This is a genomic window from Mesorhizobium sp. M0715 (assembly GCF_040320355.1).
Classification (GTDB): Bacteria; Pseudomonadota; Alphaproteobacteria; order Rhizobiales; family Rhizobiaceae; genus Mesorhizobium.
The window spans coordinates 259936-284880 of the sequence record NZ_JAMYPL010000001.1 but is presented as its reverse complement, the minus strand read 5'-3'; the positions used below and the strand labels follow the sequence as shown (position 1 = coordinate 284880).

The following is a 24945-nucleotide window of genomic DNA, read 5'->3' as shown; positions in this document are numbered from 1 at the left end:
TCAGGCTACTTGCGGCCTGGCCTTGGCCAATCTCTGGATCCACCGGAAGGCGTCGCGGCGCAGGCGCGAGCCCAGTCTGTCCCTGGAATTGACGCCGAGCAGCGTATTCGTGGTGATCAACCGCTTGGCCAGCCGTATCGAGAGATCGGGCTTGATCCGGGCGGCGAGTTCAAGCGCTCGGCTCTCCTTGAACAATTGGCCCGTCACATCGAGCACAACAGCCAGTTCGAGTTCGATGCCGGTCATGCGGGCAGCATCGAACAGGCATGTTTCCGCTTCCGGCGACTGCAGCGCCCGCACCCCTTGCAGCACGTCGACGCAAAGCTGCAGCCGGTGGAATTTGTGGCCGCCGGCGGCGTGAACGATGGCGATCGTCAGAAGAGCCGCCGGCGTGTCGGTCGCGTCGCCGTCAATGGCGCGCAATTCTGGGAAACCCAGCGACAGGCGCCGCCGCATGCCGGTGTCATGCACGAGGTCGCCATGCAGTTCGACCAGCAGGCTGGAATTCTCCTTTTCGAGCCATTTGAATTCCTGCAATTCGTAGGATTCGGCCTCGTTGCTGCCAAGCTCGAAGCCGCATGCCGCGATCACCCGGTTTGCCCTGGCCAGATTGGCGGGTTCGACGAGGATGTCGATATCGGTGAACGGCCTGTCGGCGACGTTGCGGTAGAGCTTTCGCGCGAAGGCCGGCCCCTTGACGATCCGCGCCGGAATATTGTCCGCCGCCAGTCCCTTCATGATGCGGTCGCCATGATACTTCAACAGCATCGACTGGCCGGTGGCGATCGTCGCTTTCTGGCGCAGGTCCTCCAGTTTGTCTCCCAACTCCTGATCCGATGGCAGTTGCGCGTCGCCGCTGAGCTTGCGCAGCATGATCGGCAGGACGCCATGGAATTCGGCGTTGTCGAGCAGCGACATCAGCGTCTTTGCCGACAAATTATCGACGTCGACAGTCGGCGCTTCCGGATCTGCGTAGCGCAGCAGCAGCTTTTCTTCGGCAGGGGTAAGCGGTGGCAGCATCAACCCGGACAATGTTGCGATTGAAGGGAAAGATGTTGCAGAAAAGCAGGGTGGAAGCCAGCTTTACATACCCCAGCGCAGCGCTGCCGTGTGTACCGGCGCATCCCAAAATCCGGTCGTCTCGTCGTCGAGCATGGTCAGCGTGATCGAGCAGCCGGCCATGTCGAGCGAAGTGACGTAGCAGCCGACCAGCGAACGGGCCACCGTCACGCCACGCTTCTCGAAGATCAGCCGTGCGCTGTTGTACATCAGATAGAGTTCCATCAGCGGCGTGCCGCCGAAGCCGTTGACGAACAGCAGCGCCGGGCCTTTCGCCTTGTCGCCGAGATCGCCCAGGATCGCGGCACAAATCTCCTGCGCGATCGCATCGGCGCTTTTCAACGTGTCGCGCCGGCGACCGGGCTCGCCATGGATGCCGACGCCGAATTCCATCTCGCCGTCGCCGATGCCGAAAGTCGGCTTGCCCGCCGCCGGCACCGTGCAACTGGTCAGCGCCACGCCCATCGAGCGGGTTGCCGTGTTGACGCGGTCGCCCAGCGCCTTCAACGGCGCCAGCGCCAGGCCATGTTCGGCCGCCGCGCCGACGATCTTTTCCACCACCAGCGTGCCGGCGACGCCACGCCGGCCCGTCGTATAAGAAGAATTCTCGACGGCGACATCGTCATTGGTCACGATCTGCTGGACGCCTTCCGACATCTCGGCCGCCATGTCGAAGTTCATCACGTCGCCCTCATAGTTCTTGACGATGAACAGGCAGCCGGCGCCGGTGTCGACGGCTTGCGCCGCCGCCAGCATCTGGTCCGGTGTCGGCGAGGTGAACACCTGGCCGGGGCAGGCGGCGTCCAGCATGCCGTGACCGACAAAGCCGCCATGCAGCGGCTCGTGGCCGGAGCCGCCGCCCGAGATCAGCGCCACCTTGCCCGGCCGCAAGGTCTTGCGCCGGATGAATTTGTGCGCGTCGCCAAGCACCAGGATGTCGGCATGGGCGGCCACGAATCCGTCGAGGCTCTCGGTCAGCACCGTGTCCACCGAGTTCATGAACTTCTTCACGATCGTCTCCTCCGGAAATAGGCCTTCCAAACAATTCCAGGAAAAGTGTGTCGCGTTTTTTCCGGAATTGCGTAAAACAAAGCGTTCGATCAGCTACCCTTGCCAGTGATGCTGGTGATCTTCTGGATGAAGTCGTTTACCGCTTTGTCGAGCGCGGCGTTCTGCTTGTCGTCGCCGAAATCCGGCACGATCAGCGAGACATGCCGCGTCTTGCGCATGCCTGATGCGATCGACATTTTTCCCGGATGCGCCTGATGGTAGGCGGCGAGAAACTGGTCACGCTCGGCCGGGCTGAAATGGCACACCGAAAATATAGCCGGCAAATGTTTTGACGGAATCGGGATCGAATAGGCCGGGCTGGAAATCTGCGTGACGAAGCTGCGGTGCTTGCCGAGCGCATCGGCAAGGCGCTGGCGCATGCCGGATGGGCGCTGGTCGATGACGTGCGACAGGATCGTCTTGTAGGCGCGGATCGCCTCCTCGGAGCCAGGTTCGGGTTTGATGTCGACCATGCCAGCCGCGCCTAGACAGAAACGTCCGCGATGGCTGCCTTGGCCATGGCGAGTTGCGCCGGAGCGACGGAAAGATCGCGCAGGCCGGCCTCGAGCAGTGACGGTATCGAGGCGGGATCGCCGCCGGCATCGCCGCACAGGCTGACCGGTATTTTTTCTCGTTCGCCAAACGCGGTCACGGCAGCGATCAGCCGCAGCACGGCTGGATGACGGACCGAATTGAGATGCGCCACGGCAGCGTTATCGCGGGCAGCCGCCATGACATACTGGGTGAGGTCATTGGAGCCGATCGAGAAGAAGGCGGCATCAGTAAAGGCTTCCGGCACGATCGCCACCGAAGGCACCTCGACCATGATGCCAAGCGGCGGCATCTTGTGCGCGATGCCGCGCGTGGCAAGCACCGCCTGCTCCTCGGCGAACATCGCCGCTGCCTGCCTGTATTCCTCAACAATGGCGATCATCGGGAACATCACTTTCAGACTGCCATGCACGGCGGCGCGCAGCAGCGCACGGATCTGTACACGAAACACCTCCGGTCTTGCCAGCGACAGCCTGATTCCGCGTTGGCCGAGGAACGGATTGCTCTCGTCGACCGTGAAGCCTGGCACCGGCTTGTCGCCGCCGGCATCGACGGTGCGGATCGTCACCGGCTTGTCGCCGGCCCACTCCAGCACCTTGCGGTAGGCGCGATACTGCGTCTCCTCATCCGGCAGCGACTTGCCGAACAGGAATTCGGTGCGCATCAGGCCGACACCGTCGCAGGTGGCGATGTCGATGCCGTCGACTTCGGACGGGTCGGCGATGTTGACCTGCACGCGTACCGGCGTGCCGGTCCTGGTCGCCGCCGGCCGCGCCAGGAAAGTCCCGGCTTGGTCGCGGCGCACCGTGAACGACGAAGACAATTGGCGGAAGGCGTCGATTTCAGCCTTGGACGGCAACAGCACGATGCCGCCATGTTCGGCATCGAGCAGTGCAATGCCGGCAAAGTGAGCCGGCAAAGCACCAAGCCCGACTATCATGGGCACGCCGCGCGAGCGCGCCAGCATGGCGACGTGGCTGGCTGTGCTGCCCGCCTTCAGCGCGATGCCGCCGCCGCTGCTCCAGTCGGATTCGAGAAAGCGCGTCGGCGCGATGTCCTCGCCGCAGAGAATGGCGCCGGCTGGAACCTGGACGTCACCAGCCTCGGTCAGTGCCCGCAGCACCTGATCCCTGATGTCGCGTATGTCGGCGGCACGTGCGCGAAAGTAATCCTGGTCGGAAGCATCGTAGCCGGCGATTTCGGCGTCGAGCGCCTGCCGCCATGCCTGATCGGCCGGCTGGCCGGCGTGGATAGCGGCAAAGGCCGGGCTGCTCAGCGCATCATCTTCCAGCATGGCGATCTGGAACTCGAGGATGTCGGCGGCGTCGCCTTCAGCCGCGTCTATCAATGCGGTGAGGCGGCCCGCCGCGATGGCGATTGCGGTTTCGAGCGCCGCCTTCTCGTCGTCGGCCGTTTCTTTGCCGACATAGGAGCCGACAGTCTGGTCGAGATCGAACAGCGGCCCTTCGGCATAGCCGGCCGAGGCCGAAATGCCTTGCAGCCTAAGCGGTTCGGACATGGTCCGTGCCTTCGTCGAAATCGCGGCGCACCAGCTCGACCAGCGCATCGACGGCATCATCGGCGCCGTCGCCGCTGGCCCTGATATGCAGCAGCGTGCCTTTCGGCGCCTTGGCCGCCATCACCTTGACGATGCTCTTGGCGTCGAACCATGGCCCGTTGGCGGCCAGCGCTATTTCCACCTCGGCGGCGAAAGTCTTGGCCAGCTTGGTGAACTTCACCGAAGGACGCGCGTGCAGGCCCACCTCGTGGGTGACGACAACGGTCGCTTCGGCGGATGCGGACATGTCTTCAAGCTTCCCGTTCACTCACGACGGCGACAATTCGTGCGCCGTCGCCACCACTTCCCTGAGCGAGGCGCCGCCTGAGGCCTCGGTCGCCGCCATCACCGCGCCTTCGACGATCGGCGCGTTGCAGACGATGATCTTGTGCGAGCGTGGCTCGCCGATCATCTCCACCGCCATTTCCGAGTTGGTCTCGGCACCGCCGAGATCGACCAGAATGGCGACACCGGCTTCCGACCAGGCCTTGTCGATGGCGCCCATGATCGCCTCGACATTGGTGCCGAGCCCGCCATGGCCGTTTCCGCCGCACCATGCAAGCGGCACTTCGTCGCCCACCATCTGGCGCACCATGTCGGCCGTGCCCTCGGCAACCAGCGGCGAATGCGAAACGATGACGATGCCGACATTGCTCATGGCTGACCTTCCAACGTTTCGACGATCGTGCGCACCAGAAGCGCGGTCGAACGTGCACCGGCATCCATGTGGCCGATCGAGCGGTCGCCAAGGAACGAGGCGCGGCCACGCAAGGCTTTCATAGGCACGGTCGCCTCGGCCGCCGCGTCGGCGATATCGGCGATTTCAAGAGCTGTCTTTCCCTGCAGCAGCGCGTCATGCACCGGCTGCAGCACGTCGAGCAGGGTTTTTTGTCCGATCTGCGATTTGCCCCGCGCGGCCACCGCTTCGATTGCCTTGCCGAACGCTGCCGTCAGATTGGCGCGATTAGGCGCCGCTGAAATCTCCTTGCCGAGCGCCAGGAACAGGGTGCCGAATAGCGGGCCGGAGGCGCCGCCGACCGTCATCACCAGCTTGGTGCCGATCGCCTTCAGGGCATCGGGCAGCGGTTTGGCCGAAAATGCTTCGGCTTCGGCGCGCACGGCCTCGAAGCCGCGCTTCATGTTCAGCCCGTGGTCGCCGTCGCCGATCGCCTGGTCGAGCGCCGTCAACTCCTCGGCGTGAGCGGCAATGGTATCCGCAGCGGCCGCGATCAGCCGGGCAAGGTTCAATGCCGCCATGTCACCCGCAGTATCGAAAGAACGCTCATTCGACAACTGGAGCATGAATCAGGCCGCTTCGTGGAGCGCGGCCGCCGCCGCGAAAACCTCGGCCACTGCATAGGCGCCGGGGTCGGCCACGCCTTGCAGCTTGCTGCCGACATAGGCGGACCGCCCGGATTTTGCCCTGTCCATGGCAGCGGTGGCCTCGGCACCATGGCGAGCCGCGATAGCCGCTTCGTCCAGGCTCTTGGCATCGAGCGCTCTGAGGGCAGGCTCCAGGGCATCGACCATTGTACGATCCCCCATCCTTGCGCCGCCATAAAAGGTCATCCGCTCAAGGCCGGCAAGCAGCGCCTTGGCCAAGCTCGCGCCGCTATCCAGAGCCTGCGCCGCCGCCGTGAAGAAGATCGACAGCAGCACGCCGCTGGAGCCGCCCATCGAGGCGCTCAGAATGTCGCCCATCGCGCCAAGGGTCGCCGCCGGCTCGGCAAGCGGCAGCGCATCAAGCCGCTCGAGGATGCTGCGCGCGCCGGTCGCCACCGTCGAGCCCGTGTCGCCGTCGCCCGCCTTGGCGTCGAGCCCGTTCAACGTGGTTTCCAGCGCGATCAGTCGTTCGCAGATGGTGACGAGAAGAGAGCGGGTCCGTGCATCCTGGCTGGGCTTGCGTGCCGCGCTCTGTCCGGCCGCTTTCGCCATCGGCACCACGGCAGGCGGCACAACCGGCTTTGCCGGCATCCAGGCGTGCGGACCGACCGGCGCCTGCAAGGCCGTCTCGCGCGCGGGGTCGAGCCGGATCAGCGACAGCGAGAAGCCGTTCATGTTGAGCGCCGTCATCAGCGGGCCCGGGCCGATCGCCAGCTTGATGGTTTTGGCCAGCGGCGAGGCAAGCACTGCGTTGGCGATAACGGACATTTCGAGCGGCGGCACCGAACCGAGATTATTGATCAGCAAGGCGTGGCCGGCCTTGGGATCAAGCCGTGCCGCTAGGCGCGCCGCCATGATCGCCACCAGCCTGTCGGCGCTCTGCACCGCAATCCGCTCGACGCCCGGCTCGCCATGGATGCCGAGGCCGAGCTCGCCATCGTTCTCGCCGAACCTGTCTTCGTGCGGCTGGCCGGGAATCGAGCAGGACGACAGCGACATGCCGAGCGAAACAACGTCCTTCGCTGCCGCTCGCGCGACAGCCGCTATATCGGCAAGATCGTGCCCGGTCTCCGACAGGTGGCCTGATATCTTGTGGACGAACAAGGTGCCGGCAACGCCGCGCGGCTGGGCAATGTCGGGCAGCGCGATGTCGTCGGCGACGATCACCATCTCGACGGCAAAACCCTCGGCGCGCGCCTTCTCTGCCGCGAGGCCGAAATTGAGACGGTCGCCGGTGTAGTTCTTGACGATCAGCAGGCAGCCGGCCGAACCGGTGACCGCGCGAATCGCTGCCAGCACCGCCTCGACGCTTGGCGAGGCAAAGATCTCGCCCGAAACCGCCGCCGTCAGCATGCCCTTGCCGACGAAGCCGGCATGGGACGGTTCGTGCCCGGCCCCGCCGCCGGAGACGACGCTGACTTTCGTCCTGTCCCAGTCGGTGCGCAGGATGACCTTGATCTCGGGATAGCCGTCGAGGCGCGCGAGATCGCCGGAGCCAATGGTCCGTAACAGGCCGTCGAGCGCCTCGGTGACGATCGTTTCCCTGCGATTGAAAAAGTGCTTCATCGAATTCGTCCCGTACTGGCAAAGTCAAAACCGGTGCTGAATCACCGAAAACCGCTCACATCAATCGCTGTCCATCGGCGTCGAAATACAGCGGCGCCCGGTAGCGGATCACCACTCTGTCGCCCTGCGCCAGATCCGTGTCGGGATCGGTCAGCGTCACCAGTTTCTTGGTCCCTACCGTCACATGCAAATGGTTCTGATCACCGAGATGCTCCACCCAGTCGACAACGCCGTCGGCGTGACCATTCGCGGCCTTCGCGATCGAAAGATGTTCGGTGCGCGCGCCGATCGTCTTGGTCCCGGCCGGTGCGCCGCCGTCAGGCAGCAGTCCGGTTGGCAGAAGATTGATCGCCGGCTGGCCGAGCCTTGCCGCGACATGCAGGTTTGCCGGCTCGGAATAGATGGTGCGCGGCGAACCGATCTGCACCAGCACGCCATCGGCAAGGATGCCGATACGGTCGGCCATGGTCATCGCCTCGATCTGATCATGCGTGACATAAAGCATGGTGGCGCCGAGTTCGGTCTGGATGCGCTTCAGCTCGAGCCTGAGATCGCCGCGCAGCTTGGCATCGAGCGACGACAGCGGCTCGTCCATCAGGTAGATCGAGGGCTTGCGCACCAGCGCCCGGCCGATGGCAACGCGCTGCATTTCGCCGCCCGAAAGCTTGGTCGAGCGATTGGCGAGCTTGTGATGGATGCGCACCATCCTGGCCACCTCCTCGACCCGGCGGCGGATCTGCTCTTCCGGCATCTTTCGGGCCGGTGAGCGCAGCGGGAAGGCGAGATTGTCGAACACCGACAGATGCGGATAGAGCGAATATTGTTGGAACACAAAAGCCGTGTCGCGCTCCGCCGGCGACAGTGTCGTGGCATTGTGTCCGCCGATCTCGATCGTGCCGGTATCCGGCCGTTCCAACCCGGCGATGAGCCGCAGCGTCGTTGTCTTGCCGGCCCCGGTCGGCCCGAGCAGCACGACGAATTCACCATCTGCTATGTGCAGGTCGAGGCCGTCGACGGCGACATGGTCGCCGAAACTCTTGGTCACGTTCTTGATGTGCACCTCAGCCATGCTGGGCCCTCCGCTCCGAGGCGACATCGTGGATCGCGGTTCTCACCGCGCGGCCGGACCCCTTCTCGAACAGCGACAGCCGCGCGCTGCTCAGCGTCAGGCCGACATGATCGCCGGTCGAGAGCCGGATTTCAGCCGGCACGCGCGCCTTGATGATGCCGTCCGCCGTCTCCACCGCGACGATCTGCGTGGTGCCGAGATATTCGGTGCCATAGATGGCGCCACGCAGCTTGGAGGCGTCGTCGAAGCGTATGTGCTCCGGGCGGATGCCGAGCGCCATGTCGCTCGGTGCGATGTCCTCGCGCACCTCCGGCACCGCCACCTTTGCACCTTGCACGATGATCTCCCTGGCGCCCTTGGCGAGTCCGCCGCCAAATCCCAGAAAGTTCATCGGCGGCGAGCCGATGAAGTCGGCGACGAACATGGTCGCCGGGCGGTCGTAGATTTCGCGTGGGCTTCCGAATTGTTCGATGACACCATGGTTCATCACCGCGATCTTGTCGGCCATCGACATCGCTTCCATCTGGTCGTGCGTGACATAGACCGTCGTGGCGTGGATGCGGTTGTGCAGCTCGCGCAGCTCGCGGACCATCAGATCGCGGAATTCGGTGTCGAGCGTGCCGAGCGGCTCATCCATCAGGAAGCATTTTGGCCGCCGCACGATGGCGCGGCCGAGCGCGACGCGCTGGCGGTCGCCGCCGGCCAGGCCGGAGACGGATTTGTTGAGCAGATGGTCGATGCGCAGCAGCTTCGCCGTCTCCTCGACACGGGTGCGGATTTCGGCCGAAGGCATGCCTTGCGCCAGGAGCGGGAAGCCGATGTTCTTGCGCACATTCATGTGCGGATAGAGCGCGAAGAGCTGAAAGACGAAGGCGATGTCGCGCTCGCGGGCCCGCAGCATGGTGACGTCGTCGCCGCCGAGCAGGATCTGGCCGCCGGTCGGCAATTCGAGTCCCGCGATCATGCGCAAGGTCGTCGTCTTGCCGCAGCCGGACGGGCCGAGCATGACGAAGAACTCGCCATCCTCGACAACGAAGTTGGAATCCTGCACGGCGACGAAATCGCCGAAGGCCTTTCTCAGGTGCTGGACGCGGATTTCGGCCATGATTATTCCGGGAATTTCGAGACGATGATGAACATCACGGTGCCGGCGAGCATGGTGATGAAGGAGTAGGTGTAGAGCGACAGCACGAAGGGCTGGAATAGCATCAGGAAGCCGATGGCGATCAGCGCCGTCGCGATGTTTTCCATCAGCCCGCGCCGTGCCCAGACCGGCCAGCGCGATTTGCGTTTATCAGGCTTGGTCAGGCTCATTTGCGCACCGCGCCGAAGGTGATGCCGCGCAGCAATTGTTTGCGAAGCAGGATGGTGAAGACCAGGATCGGCACCAGGAAGATCGTCGTGCCGGCCGCTACCGCCGGCCAGTCCTGGCCGCCTTCGCCGATGATGGTTGGGATGAAGGGCGGCGCAGTCTGCGCGGTGCCGGAAGTCAGGAGTGCCGCGAACGCATACTCGTTCCAGGCGAAGATCAGGCAGAAGATGGCGGTCGCGGCAATGCCGGTCGTCGCCTGCGGCAGCACTGTGCGCCAGAAGGCCTGCAGCCGCGTATAGCCGTCGATCATCGCCGCCTCCTCATATTCGCGCGGGATCTCATCGATGAAGCCTTTCAGCAGCCATACAGCCAGCGACACATTGACTGCCGTGTAGAGCAGGATCATGCCGAGCGCCGTGTCCGACAAGCCAAGCTCGCGGTACATCAGGTAGATCGGAATGGCGACAGCGATCGGCGGCATGAAGCGCGTCGACAGGATGAAGAACAAAAGGTCGTCGGCGAGCGGCACCTTGAAGCGCGAGAAGCCATAGGCAGACAGCGTGCCGAGGAACACGGCGCAGAAGGTCGAACCGAAGGCGATGATCAGCGAATTGACGAAGCGCGGCAGGAAGTTGGACGGGCCGGCGATCACCATGTTGCGCTTGCGCGCGGTCTCGTCGCAGAAGCCCGTCGCGGGACCCAGCGAGTTGATGTATTCCGGCGTCTGCCGCGTCCGCGTCGTGAACAGATTGCAGTAGCCTTCGAGGCTGGGCTGGAACAGGATCTTGGGCGGATAGGCGATCGAATCCGGCGGCGTCTTGAAGCTGGTGGCGAAGATCCACAGCAGCGGCACGATCGAGATCAGCGCGTAGAGCACGATGATCGTGCCGGCGATGCGCTTCGAATTCGTGGACGGTGCGACGACCGAGTGGGCAGTGGTCAGGCTCATCTCTGCTTCACCTTGTTGAGCGCCTTGACGTAGATGTTGGCCAGCCCGAACACCGCGACGAACAGGATGATGGCGAAGGCCGAGGAGTAGCCGGTGCGCCAGCTCTCAAAAGCCTGCCGCTTCAGCGTGATCGAGGCGACCTCGGTGGTCGAGCCCGGCCCACCGCCGGTCAAGAGGTTGACCATGTCGAACATCTTGAAGTTCTCGATGCCGCGAAACAGCACCGCCAGCATGATGAAGGGCAGCGCCATCGGCAGCGTGATCGACCAGAACTGCCGCCAGTTGGAGGCGCGGTCGACCTCGGCCGCCTCGTAGATGTATTCGGGGATCGAGCGTAAGCCGGCGAGGCAGATCAGCATCACGTAGGGCGTCCACATCCACGTGTCGACGATGATGATCGACCACGGCGCCAGCGACACGTTGGAGAGCATCTGGATATCGGTTGGCGGGATCCTCGTGACGAAGGAGATGGCGTAGGCGAACAGGCCGATCTGCGGCTCGTAGAGGAAGCGCCAGAAATTGCCGACCACCGCCGGCGACAGCATCATCGGCACCAGGATCAGCGTCGTCCAGAAGGCATGGCCGCGAAACTTCCTGTCGATCAGCCAGGCCAGCGTGAAGCCGATCAGCGTCTGCAACAGGATGGTCCAGAACACGAAATGCGCCGTCGTCTGCATGGCGATCCAGATATCCTTGTCGCCGAGGATGCGCTGGTAGTTGGCGAAGCCGAGATTCTTCACCACCTCGTTCGGCCGGTTGGCCCGGTAGTTGGTGAACGACAGATAGATCGCCCAGAACAGCGGAAAGATGTTGATGGCCAGCAGCAACAGGATTGTCGGCGAGATGAACAGCCAGGCGAGGCCCTTGTCGCTGATGCCCCGGACCTTGCCGGCCAACGGTTCCGGGGTCGCCCGGGCAACGTTCTCCGCAGTCCGATTGAGCATGGTGAGTCCTGCTTCGGTCACTTGGTCGTCTCTGTCATGGAATTTATCTGAACTGCGTCCCGTGCCAAGGGCGGCACGGGACGCAAGGGCCCTAGCTCGGGAGGAGCCGGGGTTACATCTTGCCGTCGTCCTGGAAGACCTGCGTCCAGTCCTTGACCAGGCCGTCGAGCGCATCCTTGGCCGAGCCCTGGCCGGCCACGACATAGTCATGGAAGCGTTTCTGCGAAGCCTGCAGCAGCGGTGCGTAGCTCGGCTCGGCCCAGAAGTCCTTCACGATGGCCATCGAGTCGAGGAAGGTCTGCGCGTAGGGCTGGCTGGCCGGGAACTTCGGATCCTTGACCACCGCGTTGAGGCAGGAATAGCCGCCGAGGGACCACCATTTGGCCTGCACGTCCTTGTTGGCGAACCACTTGATGTATTTCAGCGCCGCCTCCTGCTTGTCGGAATAGGACACTACCGAGATGCCCTGGCCGCCGAGCTGGGCGAACTGCTCACCGTCGGGACCCTTCGGGTTGACGAAGTAGCCGATCTTGTCGCCGCCGACATTCTCGTCCTTCTGCAGGCCCGGCCATGTGAAGGCGAAGTTCATGTGCATCGCCACCTGGCCGGATTTGAAGGCATCGACGCCTTCGCCCATATAGCTGTTCGAGGCACCAGGCGGCGTGCAGCAATCATAGAGCGCCTTGTAGAACTCCAGGCCCTTCACCGACTTGTCGGAGTTGACGAAGCCTTCCATTTCGTAGGGCTTCTTGGGGTTTTCGTACTGGAAGCCATAGCTGTAGAGCACGTCCATGGCGCCCATGGTGATGCCTTCCGAGCCGCGCTCGGTATAGATCGAGGCGCCGTAGACGGTCTTGCCGTCGATCTCGCGCTTCTGGAAGAACTCGGCGACCTGCTTCAACTGGTCGAAGGTGGTCGGCGGACCGAGATCCCAGCCGTACTTCTCCTTGAATTCCTTCTGCAGCTCCGGCTTGGAGAACCAGTCCTTGCGATAGGTCCAGCCGACGACGTCGCCCATGGCTGGCAGCGCCCAGTAGTTCGGCGTGTTCTTCGGCCATTCCGAATAGCCGACGACGGTTGCCGGCACGAAGTCGTCCATGCTGATCTTCTCCTTGTCGAAGAAGTCGTTCAGCTTGACATAGTGGCCGTTCTCGGCCGAACCGCCGATCCACTGGCTGTCGCCGATGATCAGGTCGCACAATTTGCCGTGCGAATTCAGCTCGTTGAGGAAACGGTCTGCATAATTGGTCCACGGCACGAACTCGAATTTCATGCCGATGCCGGTTTCCTTGGTAAAATCCTTGGACAGTTCGACAAGCGCGTTGGCCGGGTCCCAGGCGGCCCAGCACAGCGTCAGGTCTTCAGCGTGCGCGACATTCGAGACGGCTGTCGACGCTGTGATCGCCGAGGTCAGTCCCAACGCCAGTTTCAAGCTCGATTTCATGACTTCCTCCCATTTGCGAAACGCGCCCGGATGACGGTTTCAAAAAGCCCTCAACCCCTCTCCTCAGGGGCCCAAACATGGCGGCGCGGTCACGCTGCGGATGTTTAGTAATTTGTTTAGTGATGCAATTTTTACTAAACAAGGCAAGCGAATTCGTTGCTGCGCCGCAGCATGCTTATGGCGATGTCTGAAAACCTTGGGAAAAGCGCGGGTCGCTGGTCGGCCTACCGAAGCTCTTCAGGCCGATTCTGACCAGGACGTGGGGCAGCCTCGGTTTTCAATCCACCCTTCTGGTGCTCACCATCACCTTGCGGATTGGCGGCGCCGGTGGCAGCAGCGCGCGGATATCGGCGAACGGGAACGACGGTTCGAAACGGAACGCTTCGGCCGATGAGCCTTGCGCGCTGTTGCACTGGCCGGCGCGAAAGGCGTTCTGTGTCCGCGCGATGTCGACGAAGCGGTCGGGATCCTGCGACTGATGCATTCGGATCGCCTCAGCTTTGACGTCGGCATACCCGGAAATGTCGACGTAGTGCGTCGGCGAAAAACCGGTGCCGCCCATCGTGTCGGCATGCAGCACCGGGACGGCGAAAGACGCCGCGATGCGCACGCCGTCCGACAGCGCGCGATGGTCGGCGTGATAGTCGTTGGGCGCATGCGTGATCACCAGATCCGGGCCGGTTTGACCAATCAGTGCTTTCAGAGCTCCGATCAGCGCTGCATCGGCCACCAACTCGCCGTCCGGGAAGTCGAGGAAGCGTGGCATTGCGCCTACCAGCGCAGCCGCGGCCGTTGCTTCATCGCGACGGACACGAGCGAGAACAGCGGGATCACTCGTGCCGCCCCTGGCACCATCCGTGGCCATGGCAAAAGTGAGCTCTGCGCCTTGCGCGGCATAGGCGGCCATCGTACCGAACATGAAGATCTCGATGTCGTCCGGATGCGCACCGAGCGCTAGGATTTTCAAATCACTCTCTCCCCGGAACTGGAACAACGTGACGAACGGAATCCTGCTCGCCCTGATCGCCTACGCAAGCTATTCGGGCAGCGATGCCGTTGTCAAAAGCCTGGGCGGTCAGCTCACGATCTTCGAGATCGGCTTTTTCATAACCTTGTTCGCGGGCTTCTTCCTATTCTTCACGCGACCTGCGGGCGAACGCTGGCGCGATTTCTGGCGCACCAAAAGGCCATGGGCGGTGCAGGCGCGCGCCTGGGCGGGTATCGCTTCCGGCGTGCTCAGCGTCTACGCCTTCACCACCATTCCGCTGGCCGAGTCCTATGCGCTGATCTTCCTGGCGCCGCTCTGCGTCACCATCCTCTCCACGGTGATCCTCAAGGAGAAGGTCGGCCCCTGGCGCTGGCTGGCGGTGGTCGCCGGTTTTGCCGGTGTCATGCTGGTGGTGCGGCCTGGCTTTCGCGAGCTCAATCTCGGCCATCTTGCCGCCTTCGGCGTTGCCTTCCTCGCCGCCATCAGCGTCATCCTGATGCGCTCGCTGGCGCAGCAGGAAAAGCGCACCACCATGCTCGGCGTGCTGGTCGGTTGCGGCCTGCTGTTCAACGGCATCGGTGCCGCCGCCACCGCCTTCACTGTTCCCAGCGGAAAGCAGTTGCTGTGGCTGGCAATGGCCGGAGCCTTCACCGCAGGTGGACAATTCCTTCAACTGCTGGCCATGAAATACGCGCCCGCCAACCGCGTTGCGCCGACGCATTATTCGCAGATCGCCTGGGCGGTGGTCCTCGGCGCGTTGTTCTTCCAGGAATATCCGGACGGGCTGTCGCTGGTTGGTCTGGCGGTCGTTGGCGGCGCCGGCCTGTTGACCATGGTGCGGGAGGAAGCGCGGCTGGGCACCGTGCGCTGGAACCCGTTTTCGCGCACCCGGCTTTGAACCGTCTCTGGTTGCGCCGTGGCCACAACCGCTGATATGCGGGCGCCATGACCACAAAACCCCTGCCGGAGCTTCCTGTATCTGCCGTGCTGCCGGCGCTGAGGGAAGCGCTCGGCCATGGCAACAGCGCCGTGCTGGTGGCGCCGCCGGGCGCCGGCAAGACGACGCTGGTGCCGCTGGCGCTGCTTGACGCGCCTTGGCTCGGCGCCGGCAAGATCATCCTGCTTGAACCGCGCCGCCTCGCCGCCCGCGCCGCCGCCCGCCGGATGGCTGAATTGCTTGGTGAGGAACCTGGCGCCACCGTCGGCTATGCCATGCGCATGGAAAACCGCATTTCGGCAAAGACCAGGATCGTAGTCGTCACCGAAGGCGTGCTGGCGCGCATGATCCTCGACGATCCCGAATTGCCCGGCGTTTCGGCTGTCATTTTCGACGAATTCCACGAGCGTTCGCTCGATGGCGATTTTGGGCTCGCACTGGCGCTCGACGTGCAGGGTGCGCTGCGGCCGGACCTGCGCTTGGCTGTGATGTCGGCAACGCTCGACGGCGCGCGGGTCGCGAAACTGCTGTCGGGTGCGCCGGTGATCGAGAGCGAGGGGCGCGCCTTTCCTGTCGACATCCGCTACGACGAGCGCCCTACCGGCATTGCCATCGAGGACGCGATGGCCAAGGCGATCCGCACAGCCCTTGCCGACGAGATCGGCAGCGTGCTTGCCTTCCTGCCCGGCCAACGCGAGATCGAGCGAACCGCCGAGCGGCTGGCCGGCAAGGTCGGCACTGAAACCGACATCGTGCCGCTCTACGGCATGCTCGACGGCAAGGCGCAGGACGCCGCGATCAAGCCGGCGCCTTCAGGCCGCCGCAAGGTGGTGCTGGCCACCTCGATCGCCGAAACCTCGATCACCATCGACGGTGTGCGCGTCGTCATCGATTCCGGCCTGTCGCGCCTGCCGCGCTATGAGCCGGCCAGCGGCCTCACCCGGCTGGAAACCGTGCGTGTCAGCAAGGCTTCCGCCGACCAGCGCGCCGGCCGTGCCGGGCGCACGCAGGCTGGCGTCGCCATCCGGCTGTGGCGGGCCGAGCAGACGGCTGCACTTCCCACTTTCACGCCGCCGGAAATCCTCGAGGCCGATCTGTCCGGACTGCTGCTCGATTGCGCTGCCTTTGGCGTTGCCGATCCGGCAGGGCTCGCCTTTCTCGATCCGCCGCCTGTTCCGGCCCTTAGTGAGGCAAGGGCACTGCTGCGCGCGCTGGATGCCATCGACGAGACGGGCCGCCTGACGGAGGCGGGTGCAGCGATGCGCAAGCTCGCTCTGCCGGTGCGGTTGGCGCACATGGTTGCCGAGGCAGCCGGCAGCGGCCATGCCTTCGAGGCGGCGATGCTTGCGGTGCTGCTCACCGAACGCGGTCTTGGTGGCGACGGCGCCGATCTGGAGCGACGGCTGATGCGCTTTCGTGGGGAAAGATCTCCGCGCGCTACCGCCGCCAAGCAGCTCGCCGAACGGCTGGCGCGGCAGGCCGGCACCTCTTCACCCTCCCCCTTGTGGGGAGGGTCGATCCGCGAAGCGGAGCGGGGTGGGGGTAGGCCGAGCGCTGCACCCCCACCCCGTCTCCCTCGCCTTGCTGCGCAAGGCGCGCTCGCCGACCCTCTCCACAAGGGGGAGGGTAAGTCAGCCGGTTCCCTGCTCGTTCACGCCTGGCCGGATCGGGTGGCGAAGGCGCGTGGCGAGCGTGGCCGTTTCGTGCTGGCCAACGGCTCTGGCGCCGTGCTCGACGCCGCCGATCCGCTGGCGGGCGAGCCGTTTTTGGTCGTCGCCGACTTGCAGGGCAAGGCACAGAATGCGCGCATCACGGCGGCGGCGGCGATCGGCGAGGACGATGTCCGCGCTGCGCTGGCGGACAGGATCGAGGTCCGCCGTGAAACGAGCTTCGACCGCGACAAGCGCGCCGTGCGCGTCCGCGAAACAGTGCGCCTTGGCGCCATCACGCTTGCCGAGCGCATGCTGCCGCCGCCAATCGGTGCTGACGCTGATCGCGCCGTCCTCGATGCGGTGCGCCAGCACGGGCTGTCGCTGCTGAATTGGAGCAAGGAGGCGCAAACGCTGCGCCAGCGGCTTGGCTGGCTGCATCGCGGCCTTGGCGCGCCCTGGCCCGACATGGCGGATGCCGCCCTCATCGAGCGCCTCGACGACTGGCTGCTGCCTTACCTCGCCGGCGCGGCATCGTTTGCCGCCATCGATGCGGGCGTTGTCTCGGCCGGACTGACCAGCCTCGTGCCGCATGATCTGCAGCGCAGGATCGATACGCTGGCGCCGACCCATTTCGATGCCCCGTCGGGCAGCCATGTGCCGATCCGCTATGACGGCGAATGGCCGGTGCTGGCGGTTCGCGTGCAGGAGCTGTTCGGCCTCGACCGCCATCCTTCGATCGCCAATGGCGCCGTGCCGCTGACGCTCGAACTCCTGTCGCCGGCGCACCGGCCAATCCAGACGACGCGCGACCTGCCCGGCTTCTGGCGCGGCTCCTGGGCCGATGTGCGCGCCGACATGCGCGGCCGCTATCCCAAGCATGTCTGGCCGGAAAACCCGCTGCTCGCCGCCGCCACCGCCCGCGCCAAACCGCGCGGGACCTAGCGTTCCTGGTCCTACGGCTGTAATTCATGGCCATGATCAACGTTTTGCGTTCGCCCGATTTCCAGCAGAGCCAGAGACTGCGCCTCAACACGCTGATCCGGTTGCGCTGGCTTGCCATTGTCGGGCAGAGCCTGACGGTGCTCGTCGTCGCCTATGGGCTGAAGTTTCCGCTGCCGGTCAGCCTCTGCTTTGCCCTGATCGCCTGTTCGGCCTGGATGAACCTGTTTCTCGCCTTTCGCTTTCCGGCGGCGCACCGGCTCACGCCGCTTGCGGCCTTCGGCATCCTCATCTTCGACAGCCTGCAGCTTGCCGGCCTGCTCTACATGACCGGCGGCCTCACCAATCCGTTCTCGCTGCTGATGACCGTGCCTGTCGTCATTTCGGCGACATCGCTGCCCCTGCGCCTGACCGCCATCCTCGGCGGGCTGGTCATGTCGGCGGCGACCTTTCTGGTCTTTGTCCGTCTGCCGCTGCCCTGGCATGAGGACGCGCCGCTGGCGATGCCTTTTCTCTATGTCGCCGGCATGTGGATGGCGGTGCTGTCCTCGATCGCCTTCACCGCCATATACGCCTTCCGGGTGGCCGCCGAAGCCCGGCTTCTGGCCAATGCGCTCGCCGCAACCGAGCTGGTGCTGCAGCGCGAGCAGCACCTTTCGGCACTCGACGGGCTGGCCGCCGCGGCCGCGCACGAGCTCGGCACGCCGCTCGCCACCATCGCGCTTGTCGCCAAGGAGATGGAAAAGGCGCTCGGCAAGGATCCGAAATACGGGGAAGACGTGACGCTGTTGCGTTCGCAGAGCGAGCGTTGCCGCGAGATTCTCAAGCGGCTGACCAGCCTGTCGTCCGAGGGTGAAGCGCATCTTTCGCGGCTGCCATTGACCTCACTGGTCGAGGAAGTCACCGCCCCGCACCGCGACTTCGGCATCTCGATCAAACTTCGGCCCGGCGAACGCATCGGCCCCGAGCCGGTCGGGCGCCGCAATCCTGGCGTCATCTACGGCCTCGGCAATCTGGTCGAGAACGCCGTCGATTTCGCCCGCAAGAGCGTCACCGTGCGCTGGAGCTGGGACGAGGCCACCGTCACCTTCTCGATCATCGATGACGGGCCCGGCTTTCCGGCCGAGATCATCGACCGCATCGGCGAGCCCTATATGTCGACGCGCCAGGGCAATGAAGCCGGCGGCGGTCTGGGCCTCGGCCTGTTCATCGCCAAGACCCTGCTCGAACGCTCTGGTGCCGTGCTCGATTTCCGCAATTCGAGCGGCCTGGGCGAGGGCGCCATGGTACAGATATCGTGGCCTCGTGGTGTGTTCCTCAATCCGGAAATCACTTCGGCCAGCATGTTCGACACCGCCTGAGAGCCTTGAAGGACCTCTAAAAATTGGACAAGGAGGCTCAGGAACTATATTTGCGTAAAATTAAGGCAGCAGGAATTTTGAGACTATGACAGGCGACGAGAATATTGGCGCAATGGTTGAAGGCGAGGACACCTCGCTGCTTGTCGTCGATGACGACAAGCCGTTCCTCACGCGTCTGGCCCGCGCCATGGAAGCCAGGGGCTTCGTGGTCGAGACGGCCGAGAGCGTCGAGGAGGCGGTTGCCAAAGCGCGCGCCAATCCACCCGCCTACGCCGTGGTCGACATGCGGCTTGGCGACGGCAACGGCCTCGACGTGGTCGCGGCCATCCGCGAAAAGCGCGAGGATTCCCGCACCATCATCCTGACCGGCTACGGCAACATCGCCACCGCGGTGACCGCGGTGAAGCTCGGTGCGGTCGATTATCTCTCCAAGCCCGCCGACGCCGATGATATCTTCGCGGCACTCACCCGCACCGCCGGCGAGCGCGCGGCGCCGCCGGAAAACCCGATGTCAGCCGACCGCGTTCGATGGGAGCATATCCAGCGCGTCTATGAGATGTGCGAGCGCAACGTCTCCGAGACAGCGCGCCGGCTCAACATGCACCGACGCACCTTGCAGCGCATACTGGCCAAGCGGGCGCCGCGTTAAGGCCGCCGTTTGCCATCTTGCGGGATCGAAGCCCGCCAAAACAGACGGCATGACGGAGGCGACATGCAGGACTTGAAGCATCGGCCGGTTTCCGTCTTCCGCGAATTCCTCGATAGTGAAGCGGCTGGCGGCATCATCCTGATGGTGGCGGCGGCACTGGCCCTGATCGTCGCCAATTCGCCGCTCGCCGAAACCTATTTCTCCGCGCTCCACGCCTATCTCGGCCCGCTCAGCGTCTCGCATTGGGTCAATGATGGGCTGATGGCGGTGTTCTTCCTGCTCGTCGGACTGGAGATCAAGCGCGAGATGCTGGACGGCCAGCTCTCCACCTGGCCCCGGCGCGTGCTGCCCGGCATTGCAGCCGCCGGCGGCATGGTGGTTCCCGCACTCGTCTATGTGGCCGTCAACCGCGACAATGCGGCCGCCCTGTCCGGCTGGGCGATCCCGACCGCCACCGACATCGCTTTCGCGCTCGGCGTGCTGTCGCTGCTCGGCAGCCGCGTGCCGGCTTCGCTGAAGGTGTTCCTCACAGCACTGGCGATCATCGACGACCTCGGTGCCGTCATCATCATCGCCATCTTCTACACCAGCGGCCTGTCGCTGGCTTATCTGGGTGCTGCCTTCGCCGTCATTGCCGCGCTTGTCGTGCTCAACCGCATGCGGGTGATGACGCTGGTTCCCTATCTCGTGCTCGGCGTCATCTTGTGGATGCTGGTGCTGAAATCCGGCGTCCATGCCACGCTCGCCGGCGTGGCGCTGGCGCTGACCATCCCGCTTGAGCGCTCCGCCGGCATCGGCCACGATCTCGACCATTCGCCGCTGCACCGGCTCGAGCACGGCCTGCACAAGATTGTGGCCTTCGTCGTCATCCCGATCTTCGGCTTTGCCAATGCCGGCGTTTCGCTGGCCGGCCTCAGCGTCAGTGCGCTGATCGAGCCGTTGACGCTGGGTGTCGCCGCCGGCCTGGTGGTTGGCAAGCTGGTCGGCGTGTTCGGCTCCTCGGCACTTGCGATCCGGCTCGGTCTTGCCGACCTGCCCGCCAATGCCGGCTGGACGCACATGATCGGCATATCGCTGCTGTGCGGCATCGGCTTCACCATGAGCCTGTTCATCGGCCTGCTCGCCTTCGCCGGCGACGTGGCGCTGCAGGACGCGGTCAAGGTCGGCATCCTCGCCGGCTCCTTCATCGCCGCCATTCTGGGTGCTGCCGTGCTGCTCATGGCGCCCGCCAAGGGTGGCGTGGAGGACGATGAAGAGCAGAGCCGGTCATAGACTGAAGGACGGGCCGTTACTCGCTCTCACCCTCCAGCGCCGGCACCGACACGCCGGCAAGCTCTGCCGCCAGCAGCCGCGAAGCGCCGGCCCGCGCGACCCGCAGCATCAGCGCCTTGCGCGTTGCCGCTGCCATGCGGTGCTCGGGCGCATCGCGCAGGATCTCGGCGCCATAGCCGTCGGAAAGGATGAAGCCGCATTCCTGCGGAAAGATTTCCGAGGGCACGCCGGGATGGGTGGCGAAGAAGAAGCGGTCGGAATGCAGCCGGTAGTCGGGCCATTTGCGGTCGACCCTGAAATCCTCGATCGAGGATTTGATCTCGATTATCCAGATATCGCCCTGCCGGGTCAGCGCGACGAGGTCGGCGCGGCGGCCCGTGGCCAGCGACAGCTCGGGCAACACATGTGCGCCCATATCCATGAGCAGCCGCTGTACGCCGCGCCGCACCAGCATGGCGCGTTCGGACTGGCGGCCGTCGATGAGAGGATTGATGGGGATGGGGGAGATGATCGGCATGCCAGGCACCATGCCAGATTCTGTTCACGGTTTGAACCTGTTTTATGTGGGCGCTTTCAGGTAATCGTCGGGCTTCCACTCTTTCATCGCGGGCTACTTCCGCGCGATCCATTCCGCTAAACCGGGCTCAATGTCGTCGCTATCCGTATACTCCCGGATCAAAAGCTCGGCCTCGGCCCGCCATTTGTCCTCTGGAATGTTCTTCTGGATGACGATTTTTATGAACGCGCTGCGCAAAATATCGCAGTCAAAAGCCGATACCGAGCTATCGAACTGAGACATGGCCAACCTCCCATCCATAAGGGCGGGAGCTTAGCGTTACTCTCAATCACCGGTGCGCCGTTAACCCGTAGCCGGTGACCTTGGGATTTTAATACGCTGTGAGGTGGCTTCAATAAGGATTCACTGTACGTTTTTAACCAAGCGGCTGGGCCTCAATTGCCGGCCAATTCGCGCGCTCTAGCTCCCGGCAGGCGGCAACCCCTCAAAGAAGCCGCAGTGGCCGGCGCGGATCATCATTCATCCGGCAACCTGCGCCGGCCATTTTGGCGTTAGGCCTGTCAAATATATAACCGCCTTTATGTAGGCGATCGTGTAGTTGTCGGACCTCAATGAACGCCCGTTTTGGACAGCAGGTTTAAAACCAGCACTCCAGCCAAGATCAGGCCCATGCCGACAAAACCTTTCACGTCGGGCCGTTGCCCGTAGACAATCCAAGCGACCAGCGCGACCAGAACAATGCCGCCGCCCGCCCATACTGCATAGGCAACGCCGACCGGTATGCGGTCCAGCACCTGGGACAGAAAGAAAAACGCCGTGGCGTAACCGAGCAGCACCAACATCGACGGGCCAAGCCTGGTGATGCCTTCCGAGGCCTTCATCGCGCTGGTCGCGATGACCTCACCGACAATAGCCAGGGCAAGAATGGCATAAGCTGGCATTCGATGAACCTCCAGTGGCGGGAGGCATCTAATGATCAGAACGCTACGATGGCGTCACGTTCACTTTCCCGTGATCGTGCCTCGCCGCGAGCGGCGCAGGGTCTCGTCGATTGCAAGGGCGCGCGCCTGTCCGATGAGGCCCACCCAGCTACACTCCGGGCTGCGTCGCTCCTGTTAATTAGCTAGAGATAATATAAGTGAAAGGTGATATTTTGGAAGCAGCCGGGGCTCCCCCAATACACCCCGCTCCGGTCAGGCCCGGTGGCGGTCCACCCAAAGGAAGGCTACCGGGCCGATCCCTGCAACCAACCGGTGACCCGCTCGTTGATCCCATGCCGGGTTGATCCCCCGGCACTCCAGGACCTGCCCGCTGCCGAGGGGCGGCGGGCCTTTTTTACCGATTGGGTTCAAGCCTGCAGCGATAGCGAAGGCGCCGGCGGACTCCGGGACCTTCGCGTTGCAGGTCTCGTCAGAAGTGGATCCAGAAGGATCTGCGGAAACACCTGCGGCGCCAGGAACCGTGGCGCCAATAGCGACGGCAAACCCGCCTCCACCCCCGTCGACGACGGCGGCGGTGCCACCTGCGGTGCCGCACGAACTCGACGCCGTCCTGAACATCGGGACCATCCGGGTCGAGAATGTCGTCGGACGGTTTGTCGAGCTCATCGAGAATGCCCGGCCCCGTATTCGGGATGCCGGCCAAGGCGGTGGCAGGACGCGCGATTGCGACGACGGTCGCAGCCCCTGCCAGCCCAAGCATTCCAGTCAGAAACAATCGCCGATCCATGCCAATCTCCATCGTTGATCATTGCAACAAGGGAAGACATAGCGCGTCAGATTGACGCGCCCAGATGCCGAAGAAAATTGGGTCAATCGCTCTGCCGTGCCGGCGGTGGGCCTATTTAGCGATCTCTGACAATCCACGCGGCCAAATGCGCCTGTTCCCGGGGATCAATCCTTCGACAAGCCGGTCGCCGTTGCGTCCGTTTCGATGCTCACCGGCACGCTCTGGCGCAGGGAGTTGCTGACCGTGGAAATCGCCGCGGCCCTTGTGATGATCTCCGCCGGGTCGGAGCCGTCCAGCGTCGTGCAGGAAACCGTCATGGTTGACGAAGTCGCGAGCAAAGGCTTGCCTTCGAGATTCAGCGTCACGGTCACGGCGATCTTGTTGAGCGTTATGCCCATTTCCTCGGCAACGTAGCGAAGGTCGTTGCAGAAGCAGCCGCCGATCGCCAGGGCGAGCAGCTGGCCGCCATTGAAGCCCAGGCCCATGCCGCCGGCCTTGCCTTCGGGCCGGTCGACGATGATCGTGTGGCCGCCGGCCCAGCCCATGGCCGCCTGCGTGTCCCCAACATTGCGCAGTTCGACGGTCATCGAGACCATTGTGGACGTCCTCCCGGCAGGAGTCGACCAGGCGTCGGGCCTCGTCGACGTAGGGTCATTATGCAGGCGCAGAGGTGCCCCTGTCGCTGAGCAACGCCGCTCCCGCCATGTCATCAAGGATCGGACAATCCGGCCTTTCGTCGCCGTGACAGGCATGGATCAGTTTCTGCAGCGTCGAGCGCATCGACTGCAACTCGCGCACTTTCTCCTCGATCGCCGTGACATGGGCGGCGGCGATTTCGCGCACGTTGTGGCTGGCGCGGCTGCGATCCTGGTAAAGCGCCATCAACTGGCGGCAATCGTCGATGGAAAAGCCGAGATTGCGCGCGCGGCGCAGGAAGGCTAGCCGATGGATGTCGTCTCCGGAATAATCGCGGTAGCCGTTGGCGGCCCGCGCCGGGGCGATCAGGCCGATCTCTTCATAGTAGCGGATAGTCTTGGCCGGCAGGCCGGAGCGGTGGGCGGCGTCACCGACATTCATGACGGTTCTCCTCGATTTCCAGGAGCCCATGGAGCAGGCCCCCTTGAATTTGCTTCACAATCCTGTGAGTCCTGTTGCCAAAATGCCATAGTGATACGCTTACCGGTACGTCAAGGCAGGCATATAGGCATCGCGCGCTTGGCAAGCAAAGCAAATGCCAGCATGAATGACGATGAGAGAGCGGCCGACTCGTGCCGCCGAATTTGGGCGGGGCACCGGATCACCTAATGCGCATGAAGTCGTTTGCAATCATCGCCGCACTGGCGTTCTCCACTGCTATCGCCGGTTGCAGCACCATCGGCTCGCAGATATTCTCCAACGATTACGGCGCGGTCACCGACGCCGGTTATCAGCTGCCGCGCATCCCGATCGAGAAAGTGCCGATGAAGTACCATCGGCAGGAAGTGAACTACGACAGCCCGGAAAAGCCGGGCACGATCATAGTCGATACGCAGAACAAGTTCCTCTACTTCATCGAGGGCGACGGCAGGGCCATTCGCTACGGCATCGGCGTCGGCCGCGAGGGCTTCGAGTGGCATGGCACCGCCCACATTGCGCTCAAGCGCGAATGGCCGACCTGGACACCGCCGAGGCAGATGATCCAGCGCCAGCCGGAATTGGAAAAGTTTGCCGGCGGCATGGAGCCGGGCCTGAAGAACCCGCTCGGCGCGCGCGCCATGTACCTGTTCAACAAGGGCGGCGATTCGGGCTATCGCCTGCATGGCAGCCCGGAATGGAATTCGATCGGCAAGGCGATGTCGTCTGGCTGCATCCGCCTAATGAATCAGGACATTATCGACCTCTATGACCGCGCCTCGGTCGGCGCCAAGGTCATCGTTCTCTAGAGGCAGTTTTCGTACGCGGACCGTCTAGGCAACAACGGACGTCCCAAGCAGAAAACCGGGCAATTCGGCCCGGTTTTTTGTTGTTTGCCTCTAA

The 24945-nt window shown here is 63.8% G+C and carries 27 protein-coding genes; 7 read left to right on the top strand and 20 right to left on the bottom strand.

Annotation, left to right across the window (positions count from 1 at the left end):
• The 15 genes from NKI21_RS01315 to NKI21_RS01245 all read right to left on the bottom strand — a co-directional run bounded on the left by NKI21_RS01315 (nt 1) and on the right by NKI21_RS01245 (nt 13853).
• The gene (locus NKI21_RS01315; protein ID WP_023811609.1) at nt 1-1020 is read right to left on the bottom strand and encodes a nucleotidyltransferase family protein; all 1020 of its coding nucleotides are present in this window, start codon (nt 1018-1020) and stop codon (nt 1-3) included.
• A gap of 63 nt (nt 1021-1083) precedes the next feature.
• On the bottom strand, nt 1084-2070 hold the full coding sequence (dhaK, locus tag NKI21_RS01310; RefSeq protein ID WP_128302873.1) for a dihydroxyacetone kinase subunit DhaK: 987 nt from the start codon (nt 2068-2070) through the stop codon (nt 1084-1086).
• Nucleotides 2071-2159: 89 nt separating this feature from the next.
• Nucleotides 2160-2582, bottom strand: a complete 423-nt coding sequence (locus NKI21_RS01305) for a hypothetical protein (RefSeq protein ID WP_128302874.1) — start codon at nt 2580-2582, stop codon at nt 2160-2162.
• Between the two features lie 11 nt (nt 2583-2593).
• On the bottom strand, nt 2594-4180 hold the full coding sequence (ptsP, locus tag NKI21_RS01300) for a phosphoenolpyruvate--protein phosphotransferase (protein ID WP_128302875.1): 1587 nt from the start codon (nt 4178-4180) through the stop codon (nt 2594-2596).
• A complete protein-coding gene (locus NKI21_RS01295) occupies nt 4164-4466 on the bottom strand; it encodes an HPr family phosphocarrier protein (RefSeq protein WP_023811613.1) in 303 nt (100 codons plus the stop codon). The genes ptsP and NKI21_RS01295 overlap by 17 nt, the downstream gene beginning before the upstream one ends.
• A gap of 21 nt (nt 4467-4487) precedes the next feature.
• Nucleotides 4488-4877 carry a dihydroxyacetone kinase phosphoryl donor subunit DhaM gene (dhaM, locus tag NKI21_RS01290; protein WP_013528085.1) on the bottom strand — a complete coding sequence of 130 codons (390 nt, stop codon included), beginning with the start codon at nt 4875-4877 and terminating at the stop codon, nt 4488-4490.
• Nucleotides 4874-5476, bottom strand: coding sequence for a dihydroxyacetone kinase subunit DhaL (gene dhaL, locus NKI21_RS01285; RefSeq protein WP_023811614.1), 603 nt, complete (start codon nt 5474-5476; stop codon nt 4874-4876). Before dhaL ends, dhaM begins: the two co-directional genes overlap by 4 nt.
• Before the next feature lie 48 nt (nt 5477-5524).
• On the bottom strand, nt 5525-7168 hold the full coding sequence (locus NKI21_RS01280; RefSeq protein WP_023811615.1) for a dihydroxyacetone kinase subunit DhaK: 1644 nt from the start codon (nt 7166-7168) through the stop codon (nt 5525-5527).
• A 55-nt stretch (nt 7169-7223) separates the two neighbouring features.
• Nucleotides 7224-8237 (bottom strand): ABC transporter ATP-binding protein, encoded by a 1014-nt coding sequence (locus NKI21_RS01275; protein ID WP_023811616.1) that lies wholly within the window; start codon nt 8235-8237, stop codon nt 7224-7226.
• Nucleotides 8230-9342: an ABC transporter ATP-binding protein gene (locus tag NKI21_RS01270; RefSeq protein WP_023811617.1), complete on the bottom strand. Its 1113-nt coding sequence runs from the start codon at nt 9340-9342 to the stop codon at nt 8230-8232. The genes NKI21_RS01275 and NKI21_RS01270 overlap by 8 nt, the downstream gene beginning before the upstream one ends.
• A gap of 2 nt (nt 9343-9344) precedes the next feature.
• Nucleotides 9345-9551: a hypothetical protein gene (locus tag NKI21_RS01265; RefSeq protein WP_352439744.1), complete on the bottom strand. Its 207-nt coding sequence runs from the start codon at nt 9549-9551 to the stop codon at nt 9345-9347.
• Nucleotides 9548-10498 carry a carbohydrate ABC transporter permease gene (locus tag NKI21_RS01260; RefSeq protein ID WP_352439743.1) on the bottom strand — a complete coding sequence of 317 codons (951 nt, stop codon included), beginning with the start codon at nt 10496-10498 and terminating at the stop codon, nt 9548-9550. Before NKI21_RS01260 ends, NKI21_RS01265 begins: the two co-directional genes overlap by 4 nt.
• The gene (locus NKI21_RS01255; RefSeq protein ID WP_023811620.1) at nt 10495-11442 is read right to left on the bottom strand and encodes a carbohydrate ABC transporter permease; all 948 of its coding nucleotides are present in this window, start codon (nt 11440-11442) and stop codon (nt 10495-10497) included. Before NKI21_RS01255 ends, NKI21_RS01260 begins: the two co-directional genes overlap by 4 nt.
• A 112-nt stretch (nt 11443-11554) precedes the next feature.
• On the bottom strand, nt 11555-12886 hold the full coding sequence (locus NKI21_RS01250; protein WP_023811621.1) for an ABC transporter substrate-binding protein: 1332 nt from the start codon (nt 12884-12886) through the stop codon (nt 11555-11557).
• Between the two features lie 277 nt (nt 12887-13163).
• The gene (locus tag NKI21_RS01245; protein WP_023811622.1) at nt 13164-13853 is read right to left on the bottom strand and encodes a PIG-L deacetylase family protein; all 690 of its coding nucleotides are present in this window, start codon (nt 13851-13853) and stop codon (nt 13164-13166) included.
• A 28-nt stretch (nt 13854-13881) separates the two neighbouring features.
• Here NKI21_RS01245 and NKI21_RS01240 point away from each other — a divergent pair, with 28 nt between their 5' ends.
• The 5 genes from NKI21_RS01240 to nhaA all read left to right on the top strand — a co-directional run bounded on the left by NKI21_RS01240 (nt 13882) and on the right by nhaA (nt 20684).
• The gene (locus NKI21_RS01240; protein WP_023811623.1) at nt 13882-14772 is read left to right on the top strand and encodes a DMT family transporter; all 891 of its coding nucleotides are present in this window, start codon (nt 13882-13884) and stop codon (nt 14770-14772) included.
• 47 nt (nt 14773-14819) lie between these two features.
• On the top strand, nt 14820-17405 hold the full coding sequence (gene hrpB / locus NKI21_RS01235) for an ATP-dependent helicase HrpB (RefSeq protein WP_352439742.1): 2586 nt from the start codon (nt 14820-14822) through the stop codon (nt 17403-17405).
• Nucleotides 17406-17431: 26 nt separating this feature from the next.
• Entirely contained in the window at nt 17432-18763 is a 1332-nt protein-coding gene (locus tag NKI21_RS01230; RefSeq protein WP_352439741.1) for an ActS/PrrB/RegB family redox-sensitive histidine kinase, read from the top strand.
• 85 nt (nt 18764-18848) lie between these two features.
• Complete coding sequence (locus tag NKI21_RS01225) at nt 18849-19412, top strand: ActR/PrrA/RegA family redox response regulator transcription factor (protein ID WP_013528072.1); 564 nt, start codon at nt 18849-18851, stop codon at nt 19410-19412.
• 63 nt (nt 19413-19475) lie between these two features.
• Complete coding sequence (nhaA, locus tag NKI21_RS01220; RefSeq protein ID WP_023811625.1) at nt 19476-20684, top strand: Na+/H+ antiporter NhaA; 1209 nt, start codon at nt 19476-19478, stop codon at nt 20682-20684.
• 16 nt (nt 20685-20700) lie between these two features.
• Here the strand turns inward: nhaA and NKI21_RS01215 are convergent, their stop codons facing one another.
• The 3 genes from NKI21_RS01215 to NKI21_RS01205 form a co-directional block, all read right to left on the bottom strand.
• The gene (locus tag NKI21_RS01215; RefSeq protein WP_023811626.1) at nt 20701-21201 is read right to left on the bottom strand and encodes an MmcB family DNA repair protein; all 501 of its coding nucleotides are present in this window, start codon (nt 21199-21201) and stop codon (nt 20701-20703) included.
• 93 nt (nt 21202-21294) lie between these two features.
• Nucleotides 21295-21483: a hypothetical protein gene (locus tag NKI21_RS01210; protein ID WP_127289952.1), complete on the bottom strand. Its 189-nt coding sequence runs from the start codon at nt 21481-21483 to the stop codon at nt 21295-21297.
• 326 nt (nt 21484-21809) lie between these two features.
• Nucleotides 21810-22142 carry an SMR family transporter gene (locus NKI21_RS01205; RefSeq protein WP_352864190.1) on the bottom strand — a complete coding sequence of 111 codons (333 nt, stop codon included), beginning with the start codon at nt 22140-22142 and terminating at the stop codon, nt 21810-21812.
• 586 nt (nt 22143-22728) lie between these two features.
• On the opposite strand from NKI21_RS01205, the gene NKI21_RS01200 reads away from it, so the two are divergent.
• Nucleotides 22729-22947, top strand: a complete 219-nt coding sequence (locus tag NKI21_RS01200) for a hypothetical protein (protein WP_352439739.1) — start codon at nt 22729-22731, stop codon at nt 22945-22947.
• Between the two features lie 146 nt (nt 22948-23093).
• Here NKI21_RS01200 and NKI21_RS01195 read toward each other — a convergent pair whose 3' ends face one another.
• Nucleotides 23094-23525, bottom strand: coding sequence for an OsmC family protein (locus NKI21_RS01195; RefSeq protein WP_352439738.1), 432 nt, complete (start codon nt 23523-23525; stop codon nt 23094-23096).
• Nucleotides 23526-23583: 58 nt separating this feature from the next.
• Nucleotides 23584-24006, bottom strand: coding sequence for a Cu(I)-responsive transcriptional regulator (cueR, locus tag NKI21_RS01190; RefSeq protein WP_352439737.1), 423 nt, complete (start codon nt 24004-24006; stop codon nt 23584-23586).
• A 227-nt stretch (nt 24007-24233) separates the two neighbouring features.
• Between cueR and NKI21_RS01185 the strand changes: the two genes are divergently transcribed.
• Entirely contained in the window at nt 24234-24851 is a 618-nt protein-coding gene (locus NKI21_RS01185; RefSeq protein WP_352439736.1) for a L,D-transpeptidase, read from the top strand.
• The last annotated feature ends 94 nt before the right edge of the window (nt 24852-24945 follow it).

Bases quoted from the DNA above. Each gene is read 5' to 3' on its own strand.
- NKI21_RS01315 (WP_023811609.1), bottom strand. From the start codon at position 1,020: ATGCTGCCACCGCTTACCCCTGCCGAAGAAAAGCTGCTGCTGCGCTAC.
- NKI21_RS01305 (WP_128302874.1), bottom strand. From the start codon at position 2,582: ATGGTCGACATCAAACCCGAACCTGGCTCCGAGGAGGCGATCCGCGCC.
- ptsP (WP_128302875.1), bottom strand. From the start codon at position 4,180: ATGTCCGAACCGCTTAGGCTGCAAGGCATTTCGGCCTCGGCCGGCTAT.
- NKI21_RS01295 (WP_023811613.1), bottom strand. From the start codon at position 4,466: ATGTCCGCATCCGCCGAAGCGACCGTTGTCGTCACCCACGAGGTGGGC.
- dhaM (WP_013528085.1), bottom strand. From the start codon at position 4,877: ATGAGCAATGTCGGCATCGTCATCGTTTCGCATTCGCCGCTGGTTGCC.
- dhaL (WP_023811614.1), bottom strand. From the start codon at position 5,476: ATGGCGGCATTGAACCTTGCCCGGCTGATCGCGGCCGCTGCGGATACC.
- NKI21_RS01280 (WP_023811615.1), bottom strand. From the start codon at position 7,168: ATGAAGCACTTTTTCAATCGCAGGGAAACGATCGTCACCGAGGCGCTC.
- NKI21_RS01275 (WP_023811616.1), bottom strand. From the start codon at position 8,237: ATGGCTGAGGTGCACATCAAGAACGTGACCAAGAGTTTCGGCGACCAT.
- NKI21_RS01270 (WP_023811617.1), bottom strand. From the start codon at position 9,342: ATGGCCGAAATCCGCGTCCAGCACCTGAGAAAGGCCTTCGGCGATTTC.
- NKI21_RS01265 (WP_352439744.1), bottom strand. From the start codon at position 9,551: ATGAGCCTGACCAAGCCTGATAAACGCAAATCGCGCTGGCCGGTCTGG.
- NKI21_RS01260 (WP_352439743.1), bottom strand. From the start codon at position 10,498: ATGAGCCTGACCACTGCCCACTCGGTCGTCGCACCGTCCACGAATTCG.
- NKI21_RS01255 (WP_023811620.1), bottom strand. From the start codon at position 11,442: ATGCTCAATCGGACTGCGGAGAACGTTGCCCGGGCGACCCCGGAACCG.
- NKI21_RS01250 (WP_023811621.1), bottom strand. From the start codon at position 12,886: ATGAAATCGAGCTTGAAACTGGCGTTGGGACTGACCTCGGCGATCACA.
- hrpB (WP_352439742.1), top strand. From the start codon at position 14,820: ATGACCACAAAACCCCTGCCGGAGCTTCCTGTATCTGCCGTGCTGCCG.
- NKI21_RS01230 (WP_352439741.1), top strand. From the start codon at position 17,432: ATGGCCATGATCAACGTTTTGCGTTCGCCCGATTTCCAGCAGAGCCAG.
- NKI21_RS01225 (WP_013528072.1), top strand. From the start codon at position 18,849: ATGACAGGCGACGAGAATATTGGCGCAATGGTTGAAGGCGAGGACACC.
- nhaA (WP_023811625.1), top strand. From the start codon at position 19,476: ATGCAGGACTTGAAGCATCGGCCGGTTTCCGTCTTCCGCGAATTCCTC.
- NKI21_RS01215 (WP_023811626.1), bottom strand. From the start codon at position 21,201: ATGCCGATCATCTCCCCCATCCCCATCAATCCTCTCATCGACGGCCGC.
- NKI21_RS01210 (WP_127289952.1), bottom strand. From the start codon at position 21,483: ATGTCTCAGTTCGATAGCTCGGTATCGGCTTTTGACTGCGATATTTTG.
- NKI21_RS01205 (WP_352864190.1), bottom strand. From the start codon at position 22,142: ATGCCAGCTTATGCCATTCTTGCCCTGGCTATTGTCGGTGAGGTCATC.
- NKI21_RS01195 (WP_352439738.1), bottom strand. From the start codon at position 23,525: ATGGTCTCGATGACCGTCGAACTGCGCAATGTTGGGGACACGCAGGCG.
- cueR (WP_352439737.1), bottom strand. From the start codon at position 24,006: ATGAATGTCGGTGACGCCGCCCACCGCTCCGGCCTGCCGGCCAAGACT.
- NKI21_RS01185 (WP_352439736.1), top strand. From the start codon at position 24,234: ATGCGCATGAAGTCGTTTGCAATCATCGCCGCACTGGCGTTCTCCACT.